This window comes from Dactylosporangium sp. McL0621 (assembly GCF_049995355.1).
Lineage (GTDB): Bacteria > Actinomycetota > Actinomycetes > Mycobacteriales > Micromonosporaceae > Dactylosporangium.
Window position 1 is genome coordinate 4,702,558 of the sequence record NZ_CP188259.1, and the last position, 19,890, is coordinate 4,722,447.

A 19,890-nucleotide genomic window follows, 5' to 3' on the forward strand; every position below is an offset into this window, starting at 1 on the left:
TCGCGGTCATGCGACCGGACGACGCAGCGGAGCTGCTCCGGACGGACGCGTCAAGGGGCTACGCGCTGCCAGGGCGGCGAGATCTGTGCGTACGTTGTCTGCTTCGGGCATGTCGAGATCGGTGTAGAGGGCGAGAGCCGCTGCAAAGTGTTCCTGTGCACGGGTGGTGTCGATGAGTGTGTGGTGGGCGCGGGCGAGACCGCGGTGGGCTCGGGCCTGCTGGTCCCGCGCGCCGGTCTCGGTCGAGATGGACAGGGCGTTGCGGTGGTGAACGAGGGCCTCGGACGGTCGGCCGGCGTTGTGGACGGCCTCCCCGAGGCCGTTGAGCGCCCACACCTCGCCGTCCCGTTCACCGATCTCACGGAAGAGGGCCAGGGCCTGCCGGTGATGCTCGGCGGCCTCATCGGCCCGGCCCAGGCGGGTATGGAGATCGCCGAGGCTGTGCTTTGCCCATGCCTGGCCGCGGGGGTTGTTCAGTCCGCGATACAGCGCAAGTGTGTGACTGAACTGTTCCTCGGCGGCTTCGTAGCGGCCTAGGAGCTGCTGCGCGGTGCCGAGCCCGAGGCCGTTGAGCGCCCACACCTCGCCGTCCCGTTCACCGATCTCACGGAAGAGGGCCAGGGCCTGCCGGTGATGCTCGGCGGCCTCATCGGCCCGGCCCAGGCGGGTATGGAGATCGCCGAGGCTGTGCTTTGCCCATGCCTGGCCGCGGGGGTTGTTCAGTCCGCGATACAGCGCAAGTGTGTGACTGAACTGTTCCTCGGCGGCTTCGTAGCGGCCTAGGAGCTGCTGCGCGGTGCCGAGGTTGTCCCGTGAGGCGGCTTCGCCGATCACGTCGCCGACCTCGCGAAACAGCGCCAAGGCACGGCCGTGGTACGCGCTGGCTTCCTCGTAGCGGCCCAGCAGTCGTTCGGTGAAGCCCAGGTTGTCGAGCGCGCGAGCTTCGCCGATCACGTCGCCGGCTTTTCGGAACAGCGCCAGAGCCTGTTCGTTGTGCTCGACGGCCACCTGGTAGCGACCAAGCCGTTGCTCGACACTGCCGAGATTGCTCAACGCCCGGCCCTCTCCGATCAGATCGCCGGCCTGACGGTGCAGCAGTATCGATCGTCTGAAGTGGTCGGCCGCCGCTGCATAGCGAGCCAGCCGTGCCTCCGTCACGCCGAGATTGAGCAGCGCCTGGGCCTGCGCGACGTGATCGCCGTTGCGCTCCGCCACGCCGTTGGCGTGCGGTGGATGACTAGCGCATCGGTGTAGTAGCCGTTGTCGAGATAGCGGAACAGGGTGTTGGACAGCCGTACGGTATGGTCCGGCCACCCGTGGGCAGCGGTGTAGGCCGTGACCGAGGCGAGGGTGAACCGCTCGCCGTCCAGCCACTTGCGGGCCATGTCCGAATCGGCGAACTCGGGGGTGGGCGTAGCGGGCGGTGGAATTCGGGGGCGGCGACGCGTTTCGGCGGGGTTGAGCACGTCCATCGCGGACGCCGCCGTGGCGAGGTAGTAGTCGAACAGTCGGCCGAGCGACCTCTGCGGCTCGTCGTCGGCGGCGTCCCCGGTGGCCAGGCTGGTGGCGTAGGCGCGCAACAGGTCGTGCATGCCGTACCGGCCGGCGTTGGTGGTACGCACGAGGTTGGCACGGGCCAGCACGCCGAGGATACGGCGTGCCTGCGCCAGGGTCGTGTCGGCGAGGGCGGCCGCTGCGTAGACATCGAGGTCAGGGCCGGGATGCAGGCCCAGCAGCGGGAAGGCGCGGGCCGCTGCTGGCGGCAGATGCTGGAACGACCAGGAGAAGACCGCAGCCACCGCAGCGCGCGGGTCGCCGCCGGCGTCCAACAGGTCCAGGCGCTGCTGCCGGTCCGCCAGCTCGGCGACAAGGTCGGCCAGTGGTGTGGCGGAGTGCGAGACGGCGAGTTCGGCGGCGATGCGTAGGGCGAGCGGCAGCCGGACGCACTGGTCCGCGAGTACGGCGGCCGCCGACGGGGCCGCGTCGACACGAGCCCCGATCAGGCACCGGAGTAGGGCGATCGCGTCGGAGTGCGGCAGCAGCTCCAGGTCGAGCCGGCGGGCGCCATGCACGGCGACGAGGCCGGCGAGGCTATCACGGCTGGTGACCAGTACCGCGCAGGAGCCGGTGCCGGGCAGCAGCGGCCGCACCTGCTCGACGGACGAGGCGTTGTCCAGCACGATCAGCATGCGGCGGCCGGCGATCTCGGTGCGGTACCGCGACGCACAGTCGTCCAGGTCCACCGGGATCTCGGCGTTGGGTATCCCGAGCGCGGCCAGGCACCGGACCAGCGCGTCGGCTGCGGTCATCGGCTCGGCCAGGCCCTGCAGCAGCACATCCACGTCCGCGTGGTCCGCCGCCACCCGGTCGCCGAACCGCAGCGGCGCCGGCAGGCGGAGGAACGCAGCCAGGTACCGCCCGTTGCCGTGCGGGTCTGCGAGGGCAAGACGGACGGAACCGGGTGCGGTCGCCGTCACGAGCCGCACGAGTAAGGACTCCAGCACTGAACGGGCCAGGTCCTGGGCGCCGGGACCGGCCGAGATGACGACGTGCCCGGATCCCACCAGGGGCACCAGCGCGGGCACGTCGGGCAGCCCGAGCACGCCGGGCAGCGCGAGGCTGCCGATACGTAGGTCAGTGGGCACGCCGGCGGCGCCGTCCGGGGCGTAGCCGCGCCACACGTTGTCGTCGTAGCTGGCGAACGCCCACGGGTGGTCGGCGGACAGGCCGGTCACCAGGCCGGCGAACGTGACGTCGGTCGGGACGAGTCGGCTGGCGCCGTCGCGGTGGAGCTCGAGCAGCCGGCGTCGATAGACGGACTCGAAGTCGCCGAGGTACCGCTCATGGCCGCCGCACATCGCAGCCACCGCCTCGGCCAAACGCGCGTGCGCCGCCGCGAGCGCGCGCTCGACTTCGGCAACGGCCGTCACGCCCACACCTTACGGCCCTAGGCCGTGGCGTGGCATCAGCCTGACAGGTAACGGCCGTGCCGAGTCGGTGTATGCCGCCGAGGATGGTCAGTGCCCCGAGCCGCTCGACGGACCCGGCATACGCCGCGCTCTCGTTCAATTGGGCGAACTACCTCAAACTGGTACAGTGCCGAGGCTCTGGGGACGCCCCGGTCGGACGTCTACGCGTTGGATGCGGTGTAGGTGTAGCCGCCCCACCAGTAGACCCAGATCTTGCTGTGCGGGTAGTGGCTCGTGTAGCAGCCGTACTTGGCGACGCAGTACTCGATGTGCCGTTCGCGGAACGAGGTCGCGACGTTGTAGATCGGCGTGGAGCTGTGCGATTCCGCGGTCAGTTCGCGGACGTAGACGACGCTCGACGCGTCGCTCACGTAGTCGCTACGCTGCCGCCACTTGGTGACTTTCTTGCCGGAGCTCGTTCCACACCACTCGACGTAGTGATGCCACTTGTACAGTGTGTGGCCGAGAAGGCTACGCCGCCGGACGGTGACCGTGACGTACCAGCACGATGTGGAATCGATGGTGATGAGCGGGCCGGTGTCCTCGGCCAACACATCCGTGGCGGACAGATTCGTCGAGGGGTCGGGGACCTCGTCGGCCAGCACCGGATCCGTCTTGATCAGATCGATGTCGTCCTGCGTATAGGTGCCGTCATTGATCCTGGCCAGGGCGGCCGCCACGGCGGGATCAGCCGGGTCGTCGGCGAAGGCGGACGGCGCGAACAGGCCGAGGGCCCCCACCGTCGCCAGGGCGAGCGGCACGATCAGCAGCCGCCGGAGGCCGGCGAGTCGCCTTACTTGCATATCCATGAGTCCTTTCACTGAAGGTGCGGGCGTATGTGCCGGCGCCGTCGCCGCGTCCCTCAAGGCCGAGGGTTCTTCGCGGGGCTCGGACCCGTTGCCGACACCTTGGCCCCGTTGCGGGCATCACGACGGCGGCGTGCGCCGCCGCGTGACCCTCCTGACGGCATTGATCGTCTGGGCCCGGTGTTGAGGAAGTCCAAGGAAAACCTTGTGTTAAGTCGGTGACCAGTGACAGCACCGATCGCGAGCATCGATGAAGCTGTACGCGTCCGGCCGATGCTCGGCGGACTTTCGGTCGTGGAGGCGCGGGTGGAGTTTCGGTTGCTGGGACCGGTTGAGGCGTGGAGCGGCGGTCAGCGGGTCGGGTTGGGCGAGCGGCGGCAGCGCTCGGTCGCGGCGGTGTTGCTGACCGAGGCCGACCGGGTCGTCTCGGCCGGCAGCCTGGTCGAGCGCGTGTGGGGCGAGCAGCCGCCGGCCTCGGCCCGCAGCGCCCTATACAGTTACCTGACCCGCATCAGGGCCGTCCTGGACCGGATGGCCGCCGACGGCGGGAAGGTACGGCTGACCCGCAGCTCAGGTGGGTACCTGCTGGAGGTCGATCCGGACGCCGTGGACCTGCACCGCTTCGATCGGCTCGTGGAGCAGGCTCGTACCACCGAGGACACCGGCCAGGCGGCCGCGACGTGGACCGCCGCGCTGCAGCTGTGGCGGGGCGACCCGTACGAGGACCTCAGCAGCCCATGGCTGGATCAGATGCGGGACACGCTGCACCAGCGCTGGCTGGCCGCGGTGATCGACCGCAACGAGGTGGAGCTGGCCCGGGGCCGGCACGCGGAGCTGCTGGCCGAGTTGACCGACCTGGGTGAGCGGCAGCCGTACGACGAGCGCCTGATCGGTCAGCTGATGCTGGCCGCGTACCGTTGCGGTCGGCAGGCCGAGGCGCTGCGCCACTTCGAGACGGTACGCCGCCGGCTGGCCGAGGAGCTAGGCGTCGACCCGGGGCCTGAGCTGCGGCGGCTGCACCACCAGGTGCTGACGGCCGATCCGGTGCTCGCGGCACCCGAGCCTCTGGTGGCCGTGCCGCCGGCCGCCGAGCCCGCCACCGTCGCGTCCGCGTCGTCGGCCGTGGGGCTCGACCGGGCGGCGGGGGACCTGGCCACGGCGGTCACCGTCCAGTGGACGGCCGAAGCAGAGACGCGGTCGGTACGGCGACCGGCACCGCTACAGGTGCGGTGGGCGGCCACCGGCCGACCGGTCGCCGTCGCGGCACCGCAACGGATCCCGAGTGGCGACATCAGCGACGTGGCCGCGAAGTTCACGACATTGACGGTGCCCCAACTGGTCGTCCTCGGCGAGCCGGGAGCGGGCAAGACGGTACTGGCGATCCTGCTGACCCTCGGGTTGTCGGCGGACCGGGCGCCGCACGATCCGGTACCGGTGCTGCTGTCCCTGTCGTCGTGGAACCCGCACCGTGAGCACGTGCACACCTGGCTGGCGTACCGGTTGCTGGAGGACTACCCGGGCCTCGGCAACACGGCCGCGTACGGGCCGAGCGCGGCGACCCGGCTGGTGACCGAGGGCCGGGTACTGCCGATCCTCGACGGCCTCGACGAGACACCACCCGCGCTGCACGCCGCCGCGATCGATGCCCTCGACCGGGCGATAGCGGGCGGCCGTCCACTCGTGGTGACCTGCCGTGCCGACGAATACGAGAACGCAGTCCACCGCGGCGGCATCCTCGCCAGCGCCGCGGTGGTGGAGATCGAACCCGTCGAACTCGACGACGCCATCAGCTTCCTCACCGCCCGCCACCACCCCGGCGACACCCGCTGGCAACCCGTCATCGATCACCTGCGCGGCCACCGCGACGGTCCGCTCGCGCGGGCGCTGACGACCCCGCTGATGGTCGACCTCGCCCGGACGACCTACCACGACTCCGCGAGCGACCCGACAGAACTCCTTGATCCGCAACGGTTCACCGATCGAGCTACGATCGAGCGCCATCTACTCGACGCGTTCCTCCCCGCCGTGTACGCCCAACGTCCCCAACCACCGGGATTGTCCCCCGAGACGGTCCGAAGCCACGGTCCAGATCAGGCCCGACGATGGCTGACGTTCCTTGCTCGCCACCTACGGCACCTGCAGACCCGCGACTTCGCCTGGTGGCACCTGGTCCGCGCAATACCTCGGCCCGTGAGAGGACTTGTTTTCAGCCTGCCGACAGCAGCACTGTTCGCGTTCGCCGGCCTCGTGGCCAGGGGGCCCTCCGCGGCCTGGGTCTACGGGCTGTCCACCGCAGTGGGCGGTTGCGCCGCCCAGGGCTGGGGAGCGCGCTCAGGACCGTCGCGAGTCGAGGTTCGTTTCCGGGGCACTGCGCTGCCGTTCCTCAGCCGGTTCGTGATCGGGGTGGCCATCAGCGTCGTGATCGGGCTGGTCTGGTCACTTCAGACCGGGCCGGTGGTCATACTCGCGTCGGCCTTCGGGTTCGGTATGGGACTGCACGTCTGGCTAGAGGTGCCGACAGAGGCGAACCGCGCGTCCAGTCCGGCGACGACCTACGCGCAGGACCGTGTCGCAACGCTCGCTTTCGCGCTGTCGGTGGCCGTGCCGATCGGGCTGTTCTACGCGTTCGCGATCTCCGTCAGCCAGCCGCACTCCCACCTCGGCGCGGTCGCGGATCCCTTTCACCTCGCCCGAGCGTTGCCAGCCGGACTCGTGTCAGCGTTGTTCGGCTGGTTCGCATTCCGGTACGTCGGCGCCGTGGGATATGGGCTTGCCGGCTTTGTCGTCGGCGGTCAAGCGATGGCCCACCACATCCCCTTGAGCCTCGGCCTCACGGCAGGGGCGATCTTCGGACTGGCCATCGGACTGACTGCGGCACTGTCCAGGTCGTGGGGCGTCTACCAGCTCAGTCGAGCTTGGCTGGCCCTCCACGGGCAGACACCCCTGCAGTTGAACCGGTTCCTCCAGGACGCCCACCGCCGCGGCGTACTGCGCCAGACTGGTGCCCAATACCAGTTCCGCCACACCCGGCTCCACGACCGCCTTGCCGATGAACCACCTCACCACGGGGCACCGTAACGTCCGCCCGGACGCCGAGTCGACGAAACTGAATGAAACGCGGTCGACGCCGGGACGTGTTGATCTGCCAGCCGCTGGCCGGGCGGTCTTACGCCCTGTGCCAGTTAACGGCCACTCCGACGTAGCCGCTATTGGGCACGATCACGATCTTCGTGGCGTTGCTGCCGGTGTAGTACGTGCGGGATGTCTGGTTCGAGGCGCTCCACACCTGCGTGCCGGACACGTCGTACATGCGGATCGTGTACGGCCAGTTCGGCCGCGAGCCCACGTTCGTTCCAGCGTCGGTCCAGATGTTCTCGTTGAACGCGGCGTGACCGTTGGAGTAGTTCAGCGTGGTCGAGCCGCTGCCAATGTACGAGTCCTGACCGTCGTAGTTGTTCGTGAAGCTCCCGGCGAACGCGGGCGTGCTCCCCACGAATAGGCCGACGAGCAGAAACACGGTCGTGATGCTTTCATACCTTCGGCCCATGGGTTGCCGACGCCGAGCTGTTGGCCGAGCACCAGCACCGCTGGCTGACCGCGGTCGAGGGCGAGCCGTGCGGTGTCGCACAGCAGGTGAGTCTTGCCGCTGCCGGCATTACCCCACAGCAACATCGCCGGCGCTGTGTAGGCCGGCCAGTCTTCGTCGAGCGTTGAGATGGCGGCGGCGCACAGTTCCGCGAGTGCGTTGAACTCGCGGTGGATACGATCTGCTGCGCCACTACGCTCGGCTCCCGCTGGGGGAGTCAGTGTCCAGACGGCCGCTTGCAGGGCTTCCCAGGACTGCCGCCACGTCCTGACCGGCGGCCGGGAGTCTTGTGTTGCCGCCTGTTCGGTGGCGAGCGACGTCGGCAGCGCTTCGACGAGTCGGCGCAACTGAGTAGTAGCGGCAGCATCGAGGGTCGCTCCCAGCTGTTCAACCTTCCCGACCGCCGAAGCTGCGCGCTGCTCAAGGTCGGCAAGTAGGTGCGGAAGCCCCCGCGCCCCAAGTCGGTTGTGTGGACATACCTGAAGCCGGTCTTCGACCGCTGTGTAGCTGCGGCGTTGCTGTTCATCGCAGGGCCGTTCATGGTTGTCGTCAGTGTGCTTATCGCCACCGAGAGCCCTGGCCCCGCTCTCTTACGCCAGCGCCGTGCGGGGATCAACGGCAAGGAGTTCACCTGCTTCAAGTTCCGCACCATGGTCAAGGATGCGGACAAGCTGCGGCAGGACATCGAGCACCTCAACCAGCACACCGAGGGCCTGCTGTTCAAGATGAAGCGGGACCCGCGCGTGACCAAGGTCGGCTCGATCCTGCGCCGCACCTCGCTGGACGAGCTGCCGCAGCTGCTCAACGTCATCAACGGCACGATGTCGATGGTCGGCCCCCGCCCGCCGCTGATGTCGGAGGTCGCCGCCTATGACGAGGACGTACGCCGCCGGCTGCTGGTCAAGCCGGGCATGACCGGGCTGTGGCAGGTCAGCGGCCGCTCGGAGCTGTCCTGGCAGGAGTCGGTGCGGCTCGACCTCAACTACGTAGAGAACGCAACCTTCGTCCTAGATGTAAGAATCTTGCTGCGCACCGCATGGGCCGTCGTCCGGGGGAGCGGCGCGTACTAACCTCGGTCGTTGCGCGCCCGCTGGGTTCGGCTCGAGACGTTGCTCGCCAGTGCGCCGGAGCCCGCTGCCACTGTGACCGCAGACCACGGACGTGGACGAGGCGCGCCGGTGGGCTGCCGACTGGAGGCGGCCGGAGTCGAAGGCGTCATCGCCAAGAACCCGGACGGGCGGTACGAGCCGGGCCGGCCCGGCTGGGTCAAAGTCAAGACCAGGTCGACGGCCGAGGCGATCGTCGTCGGCGTCACCGGCAGCCTGTCCGCACCCGGGGTGCTACTCCTCGGCCGGTACGACGCCGCGGGTCGGCTCCGGTACGTCGGGCAGACGATGCCGATCGGGGAGGCCGGCCGCGAGCTCGGCCAGGCCCTGGTGCGGTATGTGGCGCAGCGGCGTGGCGTCGACGTCCAGACGCCGTGACCGCAGCCTCTGCCGCCGGCGTGGTCCGGCCAGTTGGGGGAGCGGCGCCCCTGCAGTGCATCGCGGTGCAGCCGACCGTCGTGGTCGAGGTCGAGGTTGATGCGGCGTTCGACGAGGACGCCGGCCAGTGGCGGCACCGAGCCCGATTCCTGCGTGTTCGCGCGGACCTCTCCGCGTACGACGTGCGACGGATGAGCGCATCGTGAGTGACTGAAAGATGCACGAGCGCGGCGGCCCCTGCGCTGTTTCGGCAGGTCAGCAAGGTCGACGAGTTCTGTGGTTCCTTGTGTGTCTCGTCACTGCGCGTATGGCATGGATTTCCGTCTCGCGATCGTCCTGCTCATCGCCCGCGTTGTTGACGACACCCGCCGAACCCTGCGACTGTGTCTGCTGTTGCTGGCTGCCGCGCCGGTGTCCGGGATCGCAATCTACGTTGGCGTGCACGTGGTCCCGGCGCTCATCAAGCCTTGATCATTCGCAGCCGTCGTCGAACTCGCTGAGCCGGTCCGGCGGCACCATTTGCAGGTCGCCGATGTCGAGGCCGTGCCTGGTGCAGGAGCTGCTGCAACTGGCCGACGGTGACGAAGTGGACGCCGCCCTCGGGGGCGACAGCCTCGAACCAGGTCCGCCGGCCGGTGTCGTCGAAGTCGCCGACGGTTTCTTCGACTCGCCATCCGCCCGCGTGCAGCACAAGACCCATGCAGCCATGATCGCTCGGCGTTTCCGCAGGTCAAGGGTGCGGAGCGAATTGCGCGAGTGGGATTCGCGAACCGATCCACCGCCAGACGTACAGCACGCGCGGCGTTGCCGTGTCCTGCCAACCGCGACGTCGACCGCATCCAACGCTTCTCCCGCGGCGTCGACTTTGATCAAATCCTGGAAGCCGACCGCATCCTGCTCTGGTGGCTCATCGCCGCCGTGCGCCGCGCCGGCGTCGACCCGCGTAAGGACCTCGACCTGTACGAAGTCGAAGTGTGGGACAAGCACGACAACCGGGTCGTGCGGGTGTCCGCCGCGTCGCCGCTCGAAGTCACCGACGACATGGTGCCCCGCTGACGGCTACCATCAGGGCCATGGCCACGATCGAGGAGCGCGTCGCCCGACTGGAGCAGTAGGCCGCGGAACGGCTTGACGCCCAGGTTGAGGCCGGGCTGCGTGCCACCGCCTACGGCATCAGCCTCGTCCAGGCCGACGTTGCCGAGGTCAAGACCGCCGTTGCGGAACTCCGCGAGCAGGTCGCGACCCTCGACGGAAGCCTCAACGCGAAGCTCGACGCGATCCTGGCCCGGCTGCCGAGCTGAATCGCGCCGGCTGGCCTTCACGCTGTTAGCAGGGCGGCGGGTCTACAACGTCGCGGCCGTCGCGGGCTGCCCGCACCACGGCATCGACCGCCCACGCAACAAGCGCCGGCGCCTCCCGCGGCAACTGATGTCCTGCGTCGGTGGCCACGACGAGCGTTGCCCCGATCTGCTCGGCAAGATCCGCTTGAGCCTGCTGCCATCGCCCGTCGATCGCCGGGTCCGGCAGAGCGACGGCCCAGCGCCCGGGCGTTCTACACAGCACGACACCCGGCACCGTCGGCGTCTCGATACCCGCCATCTCCCGCTCGCCGGCGACGGAATCGACAGGCGACGAGTCGGGACGGTCGCCGTCGACAGACGCCGGGGCACCGGGCCACAACCGCAGCGCCGGAATCGATCCGTCGACGTGAACGACACCGGCAATCCGGTCTGGATGGTTGGCGGCGTACATGCGGATGAACAGGCTGCCGACGGAGTGCCCGGCGAGGAGGAGCGGGCCGGTGACGCCGAGGCCGTCGAGCATCGTGGCGAGTTCGGCGGCGGGCGCGCTGTACGGAATCGGTTTGCCCGGCTCGGGGCGTGCGTCGCTGGCTCCGATGCCAGGCCGGTCATAGGTGACGACGGCCGGTGTAGTGGTGAGTAGGTCGATGACCGGTCGCCACGTCGCGCCGGCGGTACCCATCTGGGCAACAAAGACGACAGTCGGGTCGCTGCCGGGCTGGACATGTGCGGCAACACGATAGCCGCCGAGATCGACCATCATCATGGTCACATCATCGCTGTGACACCGACGACAGGAAAGAGTGGACGGACAGCAGCCCGGCCAGAGCCGGGCCGGCACCATGCCCACGCCTAGCCGAGCTATCCGGAAAAGGTCAACCCACGACCAGACCAGCTTGATCAACAGCTAGCGAAAGACCAGGGCTAGCGCTCCAACGTCACTTGGCTGACCGGCTGCCTGGGCGTTCGAGTCTTCGCCGGTAGTGGGATCGGCGGGCTCGGGCTTGGGATGTTCGTCGCCAGGTTGACCAGTGCAGGGTGTGCGCTGGCGGTAGGGGTAAGGCGAGGACGAAGGCGGGCAGACGATCGCAATCAAGTCCTGACCTTGACGTGACGGAAGGTCAGGAGACGATGACGTGTGGCGACGGCGAGCCGGTGGAGAAACCGGCCCACCGCCGCCGCCGACGCGGGGTCAGGCGATCAGAGCAGCTGGTAGCAGCGCAACTGGTTGTAGTCGTTGCGAGTGGCCCAGGACATGACTTTGCGGGTCCCCGGACCGTAGATGCCGTCGGCGGTCAGGCCCCACGCATTCTGAATGCTGACGATCTTCGACTTGGTCGCCGGACCGTAGATCCCGTCGACGGTCAGACCAGTTTGGTAGCAGTCGTTCAGATCCCGCTGCAGCACCTTGACCGCCGGGTTCGCGACCCCGGATTGCAGGTGGCAGTCGACGTTGCCGCTGAACGCGGGCACGCTCGCGTACAGCTGCTCCCCGGTGAAGGGATCGATGCCCTTAGTCGCCTTCAGCACCGAACCGGTGCAGGTCGGCGTGGCCGCGGCGGCTGGGCTCGCCGGCACCAGTACCGCCGCGCAGGCGACGGCCGCGGCCACCGCCGCGATGACTCTCTTCATGCTTTCCTCCCGTGATTCAGTCCATATCGGACTTGGTGCGCGATCGTAGGATCACGCAGCGAGAGTGTTACATGAAGGACTTCGGCGCGCCGCCCTGCCGGACATCGCGCCGAATCACGGTGCAGCTAGCTACTTCGACCTGAAAAGTAGATCGACGGTTGTCGGCGTGTCCGGCTGCGCCGAACCGGCCGCGAGCGGCAGCGTGGCAGTCGGATCCGAGATGAACCACGGGTAGTGATGGTCGAGGGCGTCCGGCCACAGCGGGCACTTCGCGGATCGTCCGGGACCGGATCGAGTTGAGGTGAACGTCGCCGTGAACACGGCGTTGGACGGGGACCTGGTGTACCTAGGTGCCCGTCCAGATCGAATAGCCGTCTGTCGACGGAGAACATCAGGTTCCGCGCTCGTCGTAGGGAACCTCGGTCACATGACTCTGGCCGTGCTGCAGCCGTAGCGGCATCAGGTCGGGGAAGTCTTCCCAGGAGGCGGGCGCCGACATCCATGGGATTTCTACACGCGAGATGGGTACCGGCACACCTCCCCGCGCGCGGGGGGCATCCGTTCGCATGGCGGACCACGCCTGCCGACGGCGCAATGTTGTCCGCGCACGCGCGGGGTCATCACCGTTCTCGCCGACGGTGCTCGGGTCGGCGGCGCTGTGCCGGCTTCGGTCGTGGCCGGCGTGGGTCGCTGCCCGTGTGGTGCCGCAGCGGCGGGCTCGGACCAGTCCTGGATGAGGCTGTCCGGCGTGGCGTGCAGGACCGGCAGGTAGGTGCCGAGTTCCGGCGCCGCGGCGGCGATGATAAGGGCCGTCACGGGCGGCACCGCCTACCCGGCCGAGCGGGCCACGCTCAGCGGCGCCGTCATCGACACCCGCCACCCGGACTACACCGGCACGGGCTACGTCGACTTCACCGAGAACACCGGTGCCTTCGTCCAGTGGACGGTGCCCGTGCCGGCCGCGGGCACCCGGACCCTGACGTTCCGCTACGCCAACGGGGTGACCACCGGCCGGCCGCTGGCCGTCACGGTCAACGGCACGACGGTCAACGCCGCCCTGCCGTTCAACCCGACGGGCAGCTGGCACACCTGGGCCACCACGTCGTTCGCCGCCGCACTGCCGGCCGGCAGCCAGGTCCTGGTCCGAGCGACCACCACCGGTGCGAACGGCGCGAACATCGACAGCCTGACCGTCACGTGACCGGCCGGGCCCGCTCCTGTTCCCGGCGCCGCCGCACGTCCGCCAGGACGGACCGGCCGTAGCGCCGGGCGAACACGCCGATCGTGGGGCCGGGCAGCGGCACTGTCCGGCCGCCGACGGCAACGGTGATCAGCTGGTTGCCGGCCCAGCTCGCGCGCCTGGTGCCGACCGCCTCCACGGCGCGCCACGGCACGAACCGCCGGGAGAAGGTGCGGTGTAGCCACAGCCCCTCGGGCGTGGCGACCGTCCGCACCCGCACCGACCCCAGCACGATGAGCAGGCAGATGGGGCCCTCGAAGGCGAGAATGGCCCAGCGGTCGCGGGCGGGGTAGCCCGCCAGCACGCCGAACACGAGGAGCGAGACCCCGGCGAACAGCGGCCCGAGCCAGACGTACGGCCGCGCACGGTACAGTCGTCACCCGGGCACGCTCAGGATGCCTGCCATGCCGCGGTCAGGTCGGCGACGGCCTGGTTGGCGTAGCGGGTCGTGTATCGGCTCGGTGTCGGTGCCGGCACCACCGTGTCCCGGCCCCCTGCCCGCAGCACGATCGCGGCGGCCTGAGTCCGGCCGTACGGCCTGATGCCGACCTCCTCGACCTCGGACCACGCAATGAACCGGCTGCGGCCCGCCCAGGGATACAACCGCACCCCGTCCGGGCCGATGACCGTCCGGGCCCGCCACGAAATCAGCAGCAGCGCGAGGCAGGGCAGCGCGGTCACCGCCGCGAGCACCAGCAGGGCCGACGCCGGGCGGACCGTCGGGGCGAACGCCAGCCAGAGCGCGCCGACCAGGAGCGGGCCGACCCAGACCATCGGCCGGGAGCGGTACACCCGGCGGCCGGGGGCGGGGCCGCATCGTCCGTCATCGCGCTGCCTCTCACGCTGACTCATGCGGCCCCCGCAGCTCCTCCCCGGTTGCGCAGGATCCCAATGACCCAGCCGACGGTGAGCAGGACCGCGATCCCGGCGAGCGGCACCGTGTACCGCTCGCCCCGCAAGAACCACAGCAGCCACACGGCGCCGGCCCACGCGAGGCCGAGCAACCCGAAGTACGCCGCGAAACGGCCTCTCGGCAGGGTGCCGAGCCTGCCCCACATCCGCTGCGCCGTCGGCCGGCGCAGCAGCCCGACCGACACCACCGCGAAGCCGAACAGGCCGCCACCGACGCTCACCAAGGCCAGGTACAACAAACCCTCCGCGAGCCGCATGCTGCTCCTCACTGCCGTGGCATGCCGGTAAAGCAGCCGATGGACCGCCGACGATACAGCCTGACCATCACGTGACCGGCCGGCCCCGCCCCTGCTCGCAGAGCCTCCGCACCTCCGCCAACACGGCCCGGCCGTACCGCCGGGCGAACACGCCGATCGTGGGGCCGGGCAGTGTGACCGCCCGGCCCTCAACCGCCACGGTGATCAGCTCGTTGCCGGCCCAGCTTGCGCGTTTGGTGTCGATCTCCTCCACGGCGCGCCACGGCACGAAGCGCCGGGAGAAGGTGCGGTGCAGCCAGAGCCCCTCGTCCGTCGCGACCGTCCGCACCCGCACCGACCCGAGCACGATGAGCAGACAGACGGGCCCCTCGAAGGCAAGGATGGCCCAGCGGTCACGAGCGGGGTAGCCGGCCAGCACGCCGAACACGAGCAGCGAGACCCCGGCGAACAGGGGCCCGAGCCAGACGTACGGCCGCGCACGGTACACAGTTGACACCATCGCTCCTCAATGGACCGCCGGGAGGCCGGCGCCCGACGCGTCAGCCTCCCAGACGGTACTAGTCGCGGTCCCGGGAGTGACCGCGGATGCCGGGCGGCATCTTGGCCGCGCGCCGCGGGCTGCTGTTGGACTTCTTCGGCCCGTGGTTGGCCATCAGTCCGCCGATCATCGATATGACGGTGACGGCAAAGCTCCAGCCGAGGCGCGCCAGCCGGGGCGCCAGGAAGTCCACCATCCTCCGGAAGAACCGGCCGATGAGTATCGCCCAGGCCTCCCGCACCTCACGGCCGAGGCACCCGAGTGCGCCCAGGAAGCCCGCCGTCAGGGCGTGGGTGGCGACCTGGCCCCACGGCGGGTTCTTGCCCTTGGTCAACCGGTAGATGATGTAGAAGCTCAGCGCTCCCGAGGCGGCCCCGATCAGCGCACCGCAGATCGGCTGCATCAACGGACTGCAGGCCGCCGCGGCCACCGGGCCGGTCAGGATCTGGCTCATCCCGTCGAGCCCCAGCTGAATCAGCCACAGCGGGATCCGTCCGTCTAGGTCGAACTTGTTGACCGGATCGGCGCAGGCGTATTCATAGGCGTTGCATCCGCCGCCGGCAACCGGGTCGACCTGGAGGAACCGGCCGGTGTTCGGGTTGTAGAGGCGCACGCCCATGAGCACGAGGCCGCCCGGCGCGTCCGCCGCCCGCTGGTTGGCGCCCAGCCATCCGTAGCGCCGCGCACCGCGGTCGGCCGCGTTGCGGGCGACGCCGTATTCGGTGTAGCCGCCGGCCGACGACAGGCCCACGTCGCCGTCGTTGATGGTCGCCACCACGTCGCCGTGCAGGTCGACGAGTTGCCACGCGAGGGCCGTCGTCCCGTTCGTCGTCGTCATCGCCGCCAGGGAGCCGAGGCCCGCCACCGGCCGGGTCCACGTGCCTGCGGACTCGTCGGTCCAGACCGGACTGTCGCCGTCGCCGCTGTAGTGATGGACGTGGTTGGTGACGACGCTGCCGTCGGTGTCGCTGTAGGAGCGGATGCGGTCGAGCTCGGTGTCCAGCGTGTAGGTCGTGGTCCGGCTGCCCTGGGTGATGCTGCGGACCAGGTCGTTGACGTGGTAGGCCGCGGTGATCGCCCCGGACCCGCCGCCGTCCGCGGCCGGCACGTTGGCGGTGCGGCCGAGGACGTCATAGGTGTACCCGGCATTCGTGACGCGATCCGCGGTGTCGTACGACCACGTGGCGGTCGTCGCGGCGATCGTGCTCTGGCACACACCGCCGGTGCCAGGGTCATAGGCGGCCAGCGAGATCCGGTCGTACCCGGCGTTGAAGCCGTACACCCGGGTCGTGCACGAACCGCTCCCGATGTCCTGGACCGACGTGAGGCGCCCGGCGTTGTCGTACCCGAGCTCCTGCGTGGACAGCGAGGAGGCCGCCCGGATCGCGGCGGATGTGTGCGCGTGGTCGACTATCTGGATGGGGCAAGGTCGGATGTCGGTGGACGGATGGCGCGGCCGCAATCCGCTGGCGGCATTGCCAATGCGGCGGCAGTGGTGACCAGCCCGGCGAGCGTGGCGGCTTCGGCCATCACACCGATATGGCCGCGGCGTGGCACGAGCAGGAGGTGGGCGTTGGCCGCTGCCGCCAAGAACCTGCGTTCGTCCGCGCGGAACGGGTCACGGGCACCGTTGAACAGCAGCGTCGGTCCCGGATAGCGACGAAGCTCCCCGATCACGTCCAACGTGGACACTGCTGCTACCACCTCAGGCATCACCGCGCATCGCACGCCTCCGGCGACCATTGCCTCGGCGATCGGAGCCGGCAGCGCCCGGCGGAAGCCGCTTACAGTGAGCCGATCTGCGGTACCCGGACGGCTCGCCGCGAGCCGGGCCATGAGGCGATACGGGATACGGAATGCGCCCTGTGGCCGCACGGTACAGCCGCCTGCGACAAGGGCTGCGACCCGGTCCGGGTGTCGGCCGGCGGCGGCGATCGCCATGAAACCGCCGAGCGAGTGCCCGACGAGCACAGCGTGGCCACCGACGCTGTCGATGGCGGCGACGATCGTGTTGACGGCATCGTCGACGGTGAACGGCTCGGCGTGCCGCGCCCCGTGGCCGGGCAGATCCGGCGCGACGGTGCGGCCGTGGATCAGGGCGGCGACCGGCCCCCACATGCTGCCGCTGAGCCGGATGCCGTGGACGAACACCGTCGGGACCATGACGCCTCCTCGGAAGGATGGGACACAACGCAACGTTGCGTTGCATACGACGGTAGACTCCCACCATGGTTCAGGGAAGTGGCCCCCGTCGCACCGCCGAGATCCTTGACGCGACCTTGCACCTACTTGCCGAACACGGCTACGAAGGGCTCACGATCGAGGGTGTCGCCGAGCACGCCGGCGTCAACAAGACGACCATCTATCGCTGGTGGCCGTCCAAAGCCGCGCTTGTGGGCACAGCACTGATCGATGCGCCGTTGCTGCGGCTCACGGTGCCGGACACCGGCAGCTTGCACGGTGATTTGGTGGCCCTCGTCCGGGCATTGATCGAACTGCTCACCGAGCCACCATCGGCGGCCCTCGTGGTCCCCGCGCTCGGTGCTGCTGCGCAAAACCCGGAGTTGGCCGGATACGCGCGGGCCTTCTTCGCCGACCGCCTCACCAGCGAGCTGGCGATGTTCACGCGGGCTGCAGAACGCGGCGAACTGGCTACCGAGATCGATCCGATGCTGGTCGTGGATGCGCTCGCGGGCGCGGTCTGGGTCCGCGTCGTGCTGCGCCAACTCCCTATTGAGGATGGCTTTGCGGAGAAGCTTGCCTCCCTGATACATGTCGATCCGCCACGCTGAGCACGGATCTGTCAATCCAGTCCAGTGCGCTCACAGGTTCCAGCCCCGTCTCCGATCACATCCAGGTGGCACGGTGGTTGAAGGCGTAGCCTCCCCAACGACGCACGGCGGCAGCGATAAGAACAGAAGGCGCGACGACATGATCGGCTGTACTGATATCGGCTACGAGTGTGCGCCGGCGGCGCCGAGCCGCTGCCACGGAGCGTGCGAACTCCGGGTTGGCCACCGCGCGAGAATCGCGGCGTGAGCGGACACTTGATCAAGCGGCGTCGACCGCTCGCTCTCGGCTGACCGAAGTGTCGGGCTCGGGATGTGTATCTGCTCCCGCTGGTGCATTTCGTCGCCGCGCAGCTGTTCCCGGCTGGCAGCCGGGGACTACCCGAAGCGGGCACGCGGCGCTCCGCCGCACCACAGGCGCTGACCGTCGACAACACGACCCCAGCTGCCGGGCCTGGGCGGCCGGGTCCGGCACTGCAGGTCCGCTGATCGGACCGCTCCTGGCCAGCGCCACGCCCGAGCGCGACGACCGGCTGCGTCTCCTGGTTCAGCCTCTTCTGCTGATCCGCCCGAGGGCGACCGGCGGGCACGGGCGCCGCCGGTCGCTCAGTCGCCGCCCAACAGGGGCCGCAGCAGGCCGGTGAGCTGCGTCGCCGTCTGCTCGGCGACCTGCCCGTCCTCGCGCAGCTGGTTGATCGTGCGCTGCAGCTCCTGCGCGGACTTGCGCGCCTTGCCGCGGCCGGCGTTCTGGCGCAGGTCGTCGACTTTCTCGCGCAGCTTGTCCGCCGCCTCGGCGTCGATCGTGCCCGCGGCGACCGCGTCGGCGACCGCGGCCTCGATGCGGTCCGCGATTTCCTGCGGGGTGGTGGCGGCCGGCAGCGGGGACGCCGTCGTGGTGGGCGGCCCCGTCGGGTCGGCCTGGGTCGTCTGGGTCATCTGGCTCGGCTGACCGGGCCCGCCGGACCTGGCCGGCTGGGCGGTCTGGTCCGCGGGACGGGACAGCAGCATCGCGGTCACCACGGCCAGGGCGAGGCCGAGCACCACCACGGCGCCGACCAGCGCGCCCAGCACCGGCCGAGGCAGGCGCCTCCCCGCCGCGCCGCCCGGCTCGGTGTCCGGCCCGACATCGAAGTCGGGCTCCGGGGGCGCGACCGTGGTGGCCGGGTGCGGCAGCGGCGCGGACCCGACGGCATAGCCGGCCCGCGGGCCCTGCGCCGCCGGCGGCGGGGCGTGTGTTGCCGGCGGCGGGGCGCCCACGACGGTGGGCAGGGCCGTCGTGACCGGTGGCCGCCGGCCGGCCGCCGCGGCCAGTCCCCGCGCCGCCTCCTCCGCGGTCGGCCGGCGGGCCGGATCGGCAGACATGCAGTCCATGCACAGCCGCCGCACCTGCCGGGGCAGGCCCGGCACGTCGGGCGGCGGCACCGGTGCCCCCAGGGCCGCCGCCCGGTGCGCCTCGGCCGCCTCCTTCCAGGTCAGCGCCTTGACGGGCCGGCGCCCGGTCAGCGCCTCGTACAGCAGCACGCCCAGTTCGTAGACGTCGCTCTCGGGCGCCGCCGCGCCGGACTGGAGCCGCTCCGGTGCCGCGTAAGCGGGGGTGCCGACCAGCCGGTCGCCGTCGGCGGCCGGCTCGCCTCCGCCCAGCGCGGCGATACCGAAGTCGAGGATCTTGGCGCCCGCGCCGGTCAGCATCACGTTGCCGGGCTTGATGTCACGGTGCACCACGCCGACGCGATGGGCGGCCGCCAGCGCCGTGGCGACCTCAGCCGCCATCGCGGTCGCCTCCGGCCACGGCAGCGGCCCCTGCCGCAGCCGATCGGCGAGGCTCTGCCCCTCGACGAGCTCCATCACCAGATACGCCACTGTGGTGCCGCCCGGCAGCGCGGCCTCGCCGTAGTCGTACACCTGGGTCACATGCGGATGGGCCAGGCGGGCCGCGGCGCGCGCCTCCGTCCAGGTCGCGGCGCGCAGCAGCGGGTCCACGGCCAGCGGGGCGGTAAGCATCTTCACCGCCACCGCGCGGCCCAGCACCTCGTCCTCGGCCCGCCACACCTCCGACATTCCGCCCGCGCCGATCCGCTCACGCAGCGTGAACCGGTCATGCACGCGCATCCCAGCGGTCCACACCGACGCGGGCACACGCCGGCCCGACTCATCCGACCTCGACACCGTTGACCTAACTGTTGGGGAACATCTGCGTCGGCCGCGCCGGACTCGCGCCGACGCATACCAACCGTATAAAGGGCGGAGCGCGGCCGCGCCGCGTTACGGCGTGCCGCGGCCGTGCAGCACCAGAGACACGGCCAGCTTCGCGAAGACCAGGCGCCGGGGCAGGGAGGCCTCGCGAAGGGCCCAGGCGAGGCTTGTCGCTCATGCTGT

General features: G+C 70.0%; 22 protein-coding genes. 8 read left to right on the forward strand and 14 right to left on the reverse strand.

Translation table 11 applies throughout. The annotated features are described in order from the left end of the window. Positions 1-6: 6 nt before the first annotated feature. The 3 genes from ACPPVO_RS22660 to ACPPVO_RS22670 form a co-directional block, all read right to left on the reverse strand. Positions 7-1,215 carry a tetratricopeptide repeat protein gene (locus tag ACPPVO_RS22660; protein WP_426513174.1) on the reverse strand — a complete coding sequence of 403 codons (1,209 nt, stop codon included), beginning with the start codon at positions 1,213-1,215 and terminating at the stop codon, positions 7-9. Then, the gene (locus ACPPVO_RS22665; RefSeq protein WP_426513175.1) at positions 1,155-2,930 is read right to left on the reverse strand and encodes a hypothetical protein; all 1,776 of its coding nucleotides are present in this window, start codon (positions 2,928-2,930) and stop codon (positions 1,155-1,157) included. The genes ACPPVO_RS22660 and ACPPVO_RS22665 overlap by 61 nt, the downstream gene beginning before the upstream one ends. Before the next feature lie 200 nt (positions 2,931-3,130). Then, positions 3,131-3,790 (reverse strand): hypothetical protein, encoded by a 660-nt coding sequence (locus ACPPVO_RS22670; protein ID WP_426513176.1) that lies wholly within the window; start codon positions 3,788-3,790, stop codon positions 3,131-3,133. A gap of 303 nt (positions 3,791-4,093) precedes the next feature. Between ACPPVO_RS22670 and ACPPVO_RS22675 the strand changes: the two genes are divergently transcribed. Then, entirely contained in the window at positions 4,094-6,853 is a 2,760-nt protein-coding gene (locus tag ACPPVO_RS22675) for a BTAD domain-containing putative transcriptional regulator (protein WP_426513177.1), read from the forward strand. Positions 6,854-6,941: 88 nt separating this feature from the next. On the opposite strand, the gene ACPPVO_RS22680 is transcribed toward ACPPVO_RS22675, so the two are convergent. After that, positions 6,942-7,292, reverse strand: coding sequence for a hypothetical protein (locus tag ACPPVO_RS22680; RefSeq protein ID WP_426513178.1), 351 nt, complete (start codon positions 7,290-7,292; stop codon positions 6,942-6,944). A gap of 584 nt (positions 7,293-7,876) precedes the next feature. On the opposite strand from ACPPVO_RS22680, the gene ACPPVO_RS22685 reads away from it, so the two are divergent. The 4 genes from ACPPVO_RS22685 to ACPPVO_RS22700 all read left to right on the forward strand — a co-directional run bounded on the left by ACPPVO_RS22685 (position 7,877) and on the right by ACPPVO_RS22700 (position 9,316). Then, complete coding sequence (locus tag ACPPVO_RS22685; protein WP_426513179.1) at positions 7,877-8,431, forward strand: sugar transferase; 555 nt, start codon at positions 7,877-7,879, stop codon at positions 8,429-8,431. Between the two features lie 108 nt (positions 8,432-8,539). After that, positions 8,540-8,845: a hypothetical protein gene (locus ACPPVO_RS22690; protein ID WP_426513180.1), complete on the forward strand. Its 306-nt coding sequence runs from the start codon at positions 8,540-8,542 to the stop codon at positions 8,843-8,845. Then, the gene (locus tag ACPPVO_RS22695) at positions 8,842-9,051 is read left to right on the forward strand and encodes a hypothetical protein (RefSeq protein ID WP_426513181.1); all 210 of its coding nucleotides are present in this window, start codon (positions 8,842-8,844) and stop codon (positions 9,049-9,051) included. The genes ACPPVO_RS22690 and ACPPVO_RS22695 overlap by 4 nt, the downstream gene beginning before the upstream one ends. Positions 9,052-9,157: 106 nt before the next feature. Further along, positions 9,158-9,316: a hypothetical protein gene (locus ACPPVO_RS22700; protein WP_426513182.1), complete on the forward strand. Its 159-nt coding sequence runs from the start codon at positions 9,158-9,160 to the stop codon at positions 9,314-9,316. Here the strand turns inward: ACPPVO_RS22700 and ACPPVO_RS22705 are convergent. Beyond that, positions 9,306-9,545, reverse strand: coding sequence for a hypothetical protein (locus ACPPVO_RS22705; protein ID WP_426513183.1), 240 nt, complete (start codon positions 9,543-9,545; stop codon positions 9,306-9,308). The genes ACPPVO_RS22700 and ACPPVO_RS22705 overlap by 11 nt on opposite strands. A 56-nt stretch (positions 9,546-9,601) precedes the next feature. On the opposite strand from ACPPVO_RS22705, the gene ACPPVO_RS22710 reads away from it, so the two are divergent. Continuing rightward, positions 9,602-9,901 carry a hypothetical protein gene (locus tag ACPPVO_RS22710; protein ID WP_426513184.1) on the forward strand — a complete coding sequence of 100 codons (300 nt, stop codon included), beginning with the start codon at positions 9,602-9,604 and terminating at the stop codon, positions 9,899-9,901. Positions 9,902-10,171: 270 nt separating this feature from the next. Here ACPPVO_RS22710 and ACPPVO_RS22715 read toward each other — a convergent pair whose 3' ends face one another. Both ACPPVO_RS22715 and ACPPVO_RS22720 read right to left on the reverse strand, forming a co-directional pair. Further along, positions 10,172-10,912, reverse strand: coding sequence for an alpha/beta fold hydrolase (locus tag ACPPVO_RS22715; protein WP_426513185.1), 741 nt, complete (start codon positions 10,910-10,912; stop codon positions 10,172-10,174). A gap of 434 nt (positions 10,913-11,346) precedes the next feature. Next, positions 11,347-11,778 carry a peptidoglycan-binding domain-containing protein gene (locus tag ACPPVO_RS22720; protein ID WP_426513186.1) on the reverse strand — a complete coding sequence of 144 codons (432 nt, stop codon included), beginning with the start codon at positions 11,776-11,778 and terminating at the stop codon, positions 11,347-11,349. A 772-nt stretch (positions 11,779-12,550) separates the two neighbouring features. On the opposite strand from ACPPVO_RS22720, the gene ACPPVO_RS22725 reads away from it, so the two are divergent. Further along, a complete protein-coding gene (locus ACPPVO_RS22725; protein ID WP_426513187.1) occupies positions 12,551-12,979 on the forward strand; it encodes a carbohydrate-binding protein in 429 nt (142 codons plus the stop codon). Here ACPPVO_RS22725 and ACPPVO_RS22730 read toward each other — a convergent pair. The 6 genes from ACPPVO_RS22730 to ACPPVO_RS22755 form a co-directional block, all read right to left on the reverse strand. Further along, entirely contained in the window at positions 12,972-13,331 is a 360-nt protein-coding gene (locus ACPPVO_RS22730; RefSeq protein WP_426513188.1) for a PH domain-containing protein, read from the reverse strand. The genes ACPPVO_RS22725 and ACPPVO_RS22730 overlap by 8 nt on opposite strands. Before the next feature lie 77 nt (positions 13,332-13,408). Beyond that, a complete protein-coding gene (locus ACPPVO_RS22735) occupies positions 13,409-13,870 on the reverse strand; it encodes a PH domain-containing protein (RefSeq protein WP_426513189.1) in 462 nt (153 codons plus the stop codon). After that, complete coding sequence (locus ACPPVO_RS22740; RefSeq protein ID WP_426513190.1) at positions 13,867-14,187, reverse strand: hypothetical protein; 321 nt, start codon at positions 14,185-14,187, stop codon at positions 13,867-13,869. The genes ACPPVO_RS22735 and ACPPVO_RS22740 overlap by 4 nt, the downstream gene beginning before the upstream one ends. 67 nt (positions 14,188-14,254) lie before the next feature. Beyond that, the gene (locus ACPPVO_RS22745; protein WP_426513191.1) at positions 14,255-14,674 is read right to left on the reverse strand and encodes a PH domain-containing protein; all 420 of its coding nucleotides are present in this window, start codon (positions 14,672-14,674) and stop codon (positions 14,255-14,257) included. Positions 14,675-14,744: 70 nt separating this feature from the next. Then, positions 14,745-16,187, reverse strand: a complete 1,443-nt coding sequence (locus ACPPVO_RS22750) for an RHS repeat-associated core domain-containing protein (RefSeq protein WP_426513192.1) — start codon at positions 16,185-16,187, stop codon at positions 14,745-14,747. Then, positions 16,136-16,888 (reverse strand): alpha/beta fold hydrolase, encoded by a 753-nt coding sequence (locus tag ACPPVO_RS22755; protein ID WP_426513193.1) that lies wholly within the window; start codon positions 16,886-16,888, stop codon positions 16,136-16,138. Before ACPPVO_RS22755 ends, ACPPVO_RS22750 begins: the two co-directional genes overlap by 52 nt. Before the next feature lie 65 nt (positions 16,889-16,953). Between ACPPVO_RS22755 and ACPPVO_RS22760 the strand changes: the two genes are divergently transcribed. Then, entirely contained in the window at positions 16,954-17,517 is a 564-nt protein-coding gene (locus tag ACPPVO_RS22760) for a TetR/AcrR family transcriptional regulator (RefSeq protein WP_426513194.1), read from the forward strand. A 603-nt stretch (positions 17,518-18,120) separates the two neighbouring features. On the opposite strand, the gene ACPPVO_RS22765 is transcribed toward ACPPVO_RS22760, so the two are convergent. Continuing rightward, the gene (locus ACPPVO_RS22765) at positions 18,121-19,623 is read right to left on the reverse strand and encodes a protein kinase domain-containing protein (RefSeq protein WP_426513195.1); all 1,503 of its coding nucleotides are present in this window, start codon (positions 19,621-19,623) and stop codon (positions 18,121-18,123) included. Positions 19,624-19,890: the final 267 nt, after the last annotated feature.

Excerpts from the sequence above, each read along its gene's own strand:
- ACPPVO_RS22755 (WP_426513193.1), bottom strand. The coding sequence starts at position 16,888 with ATGGTCCCGACGGTGTTCGTCCACGGCATCCGGCTCAGCGGCAGCATG.
- ACPPVO_RS22700 (WP_426513182.1), top strand. The coding sequence starts at position 9,158 with ATGGATTTCCGTCTCGCGATCGTCCTGCTCATCGCCCGCGTTGTTGAC.
- ACPPVO_RS22720 (WP_426513186.1), bottom strand. The coding sequence starts at position 11,778 with ATGAAGAGAGTCATCGCGGCGGTGGCCGCGGCCGTCGCCTGCGCGGCG.
- ACPPVO_RS22705 (WP_426513183.1), bottom strand. The coding sequence starts at position 9,545 with ATGGGTCTTGTGCTGCACGCGGGCGGATGGCGAGTCGAAGAAACCGTC.
- ACPPVO_RS22765 (WP_426513195.1), bottom strand. The coding sequence starts at position 19,623 with ATGCGCGTGCATGACCGGTTCACGCTGCGTGAGCGGATCGGCGCGGGC.
- ACPPVO_RS22715 (WP_426513185.1), bottom strand. The coding sequence starts at position 10,912 with ATGATGATGGTCGATCTCGGCGGCTATCGTGTTGCCGCACATGTCCAG.
- ACPPVO_RS22735 (WP_426513189.1), bottom strand. The coding sequence starts at position 13,870 with ATGAGTCAGCGTGAGAGGCAGCGCGATGACGGACGATGCGGCCCCGCC.
- ACPPVO_RS22760 (WP_426513194.1), top strand. The coding sequence starts at position 16,954 with ATGGTTCAGGGAAGTGGCCCCCGTCGCACCGCCGAGATCCTTGACGCG.
- ACPPVO_RS22740 (WP_426513190.1), bottom strand. The coding sequence starts at position 14,187 with ATGCGGCTCGCGGAGGGTTTGTTGTACCTGGCCTTGGTGAGCGTCGGT.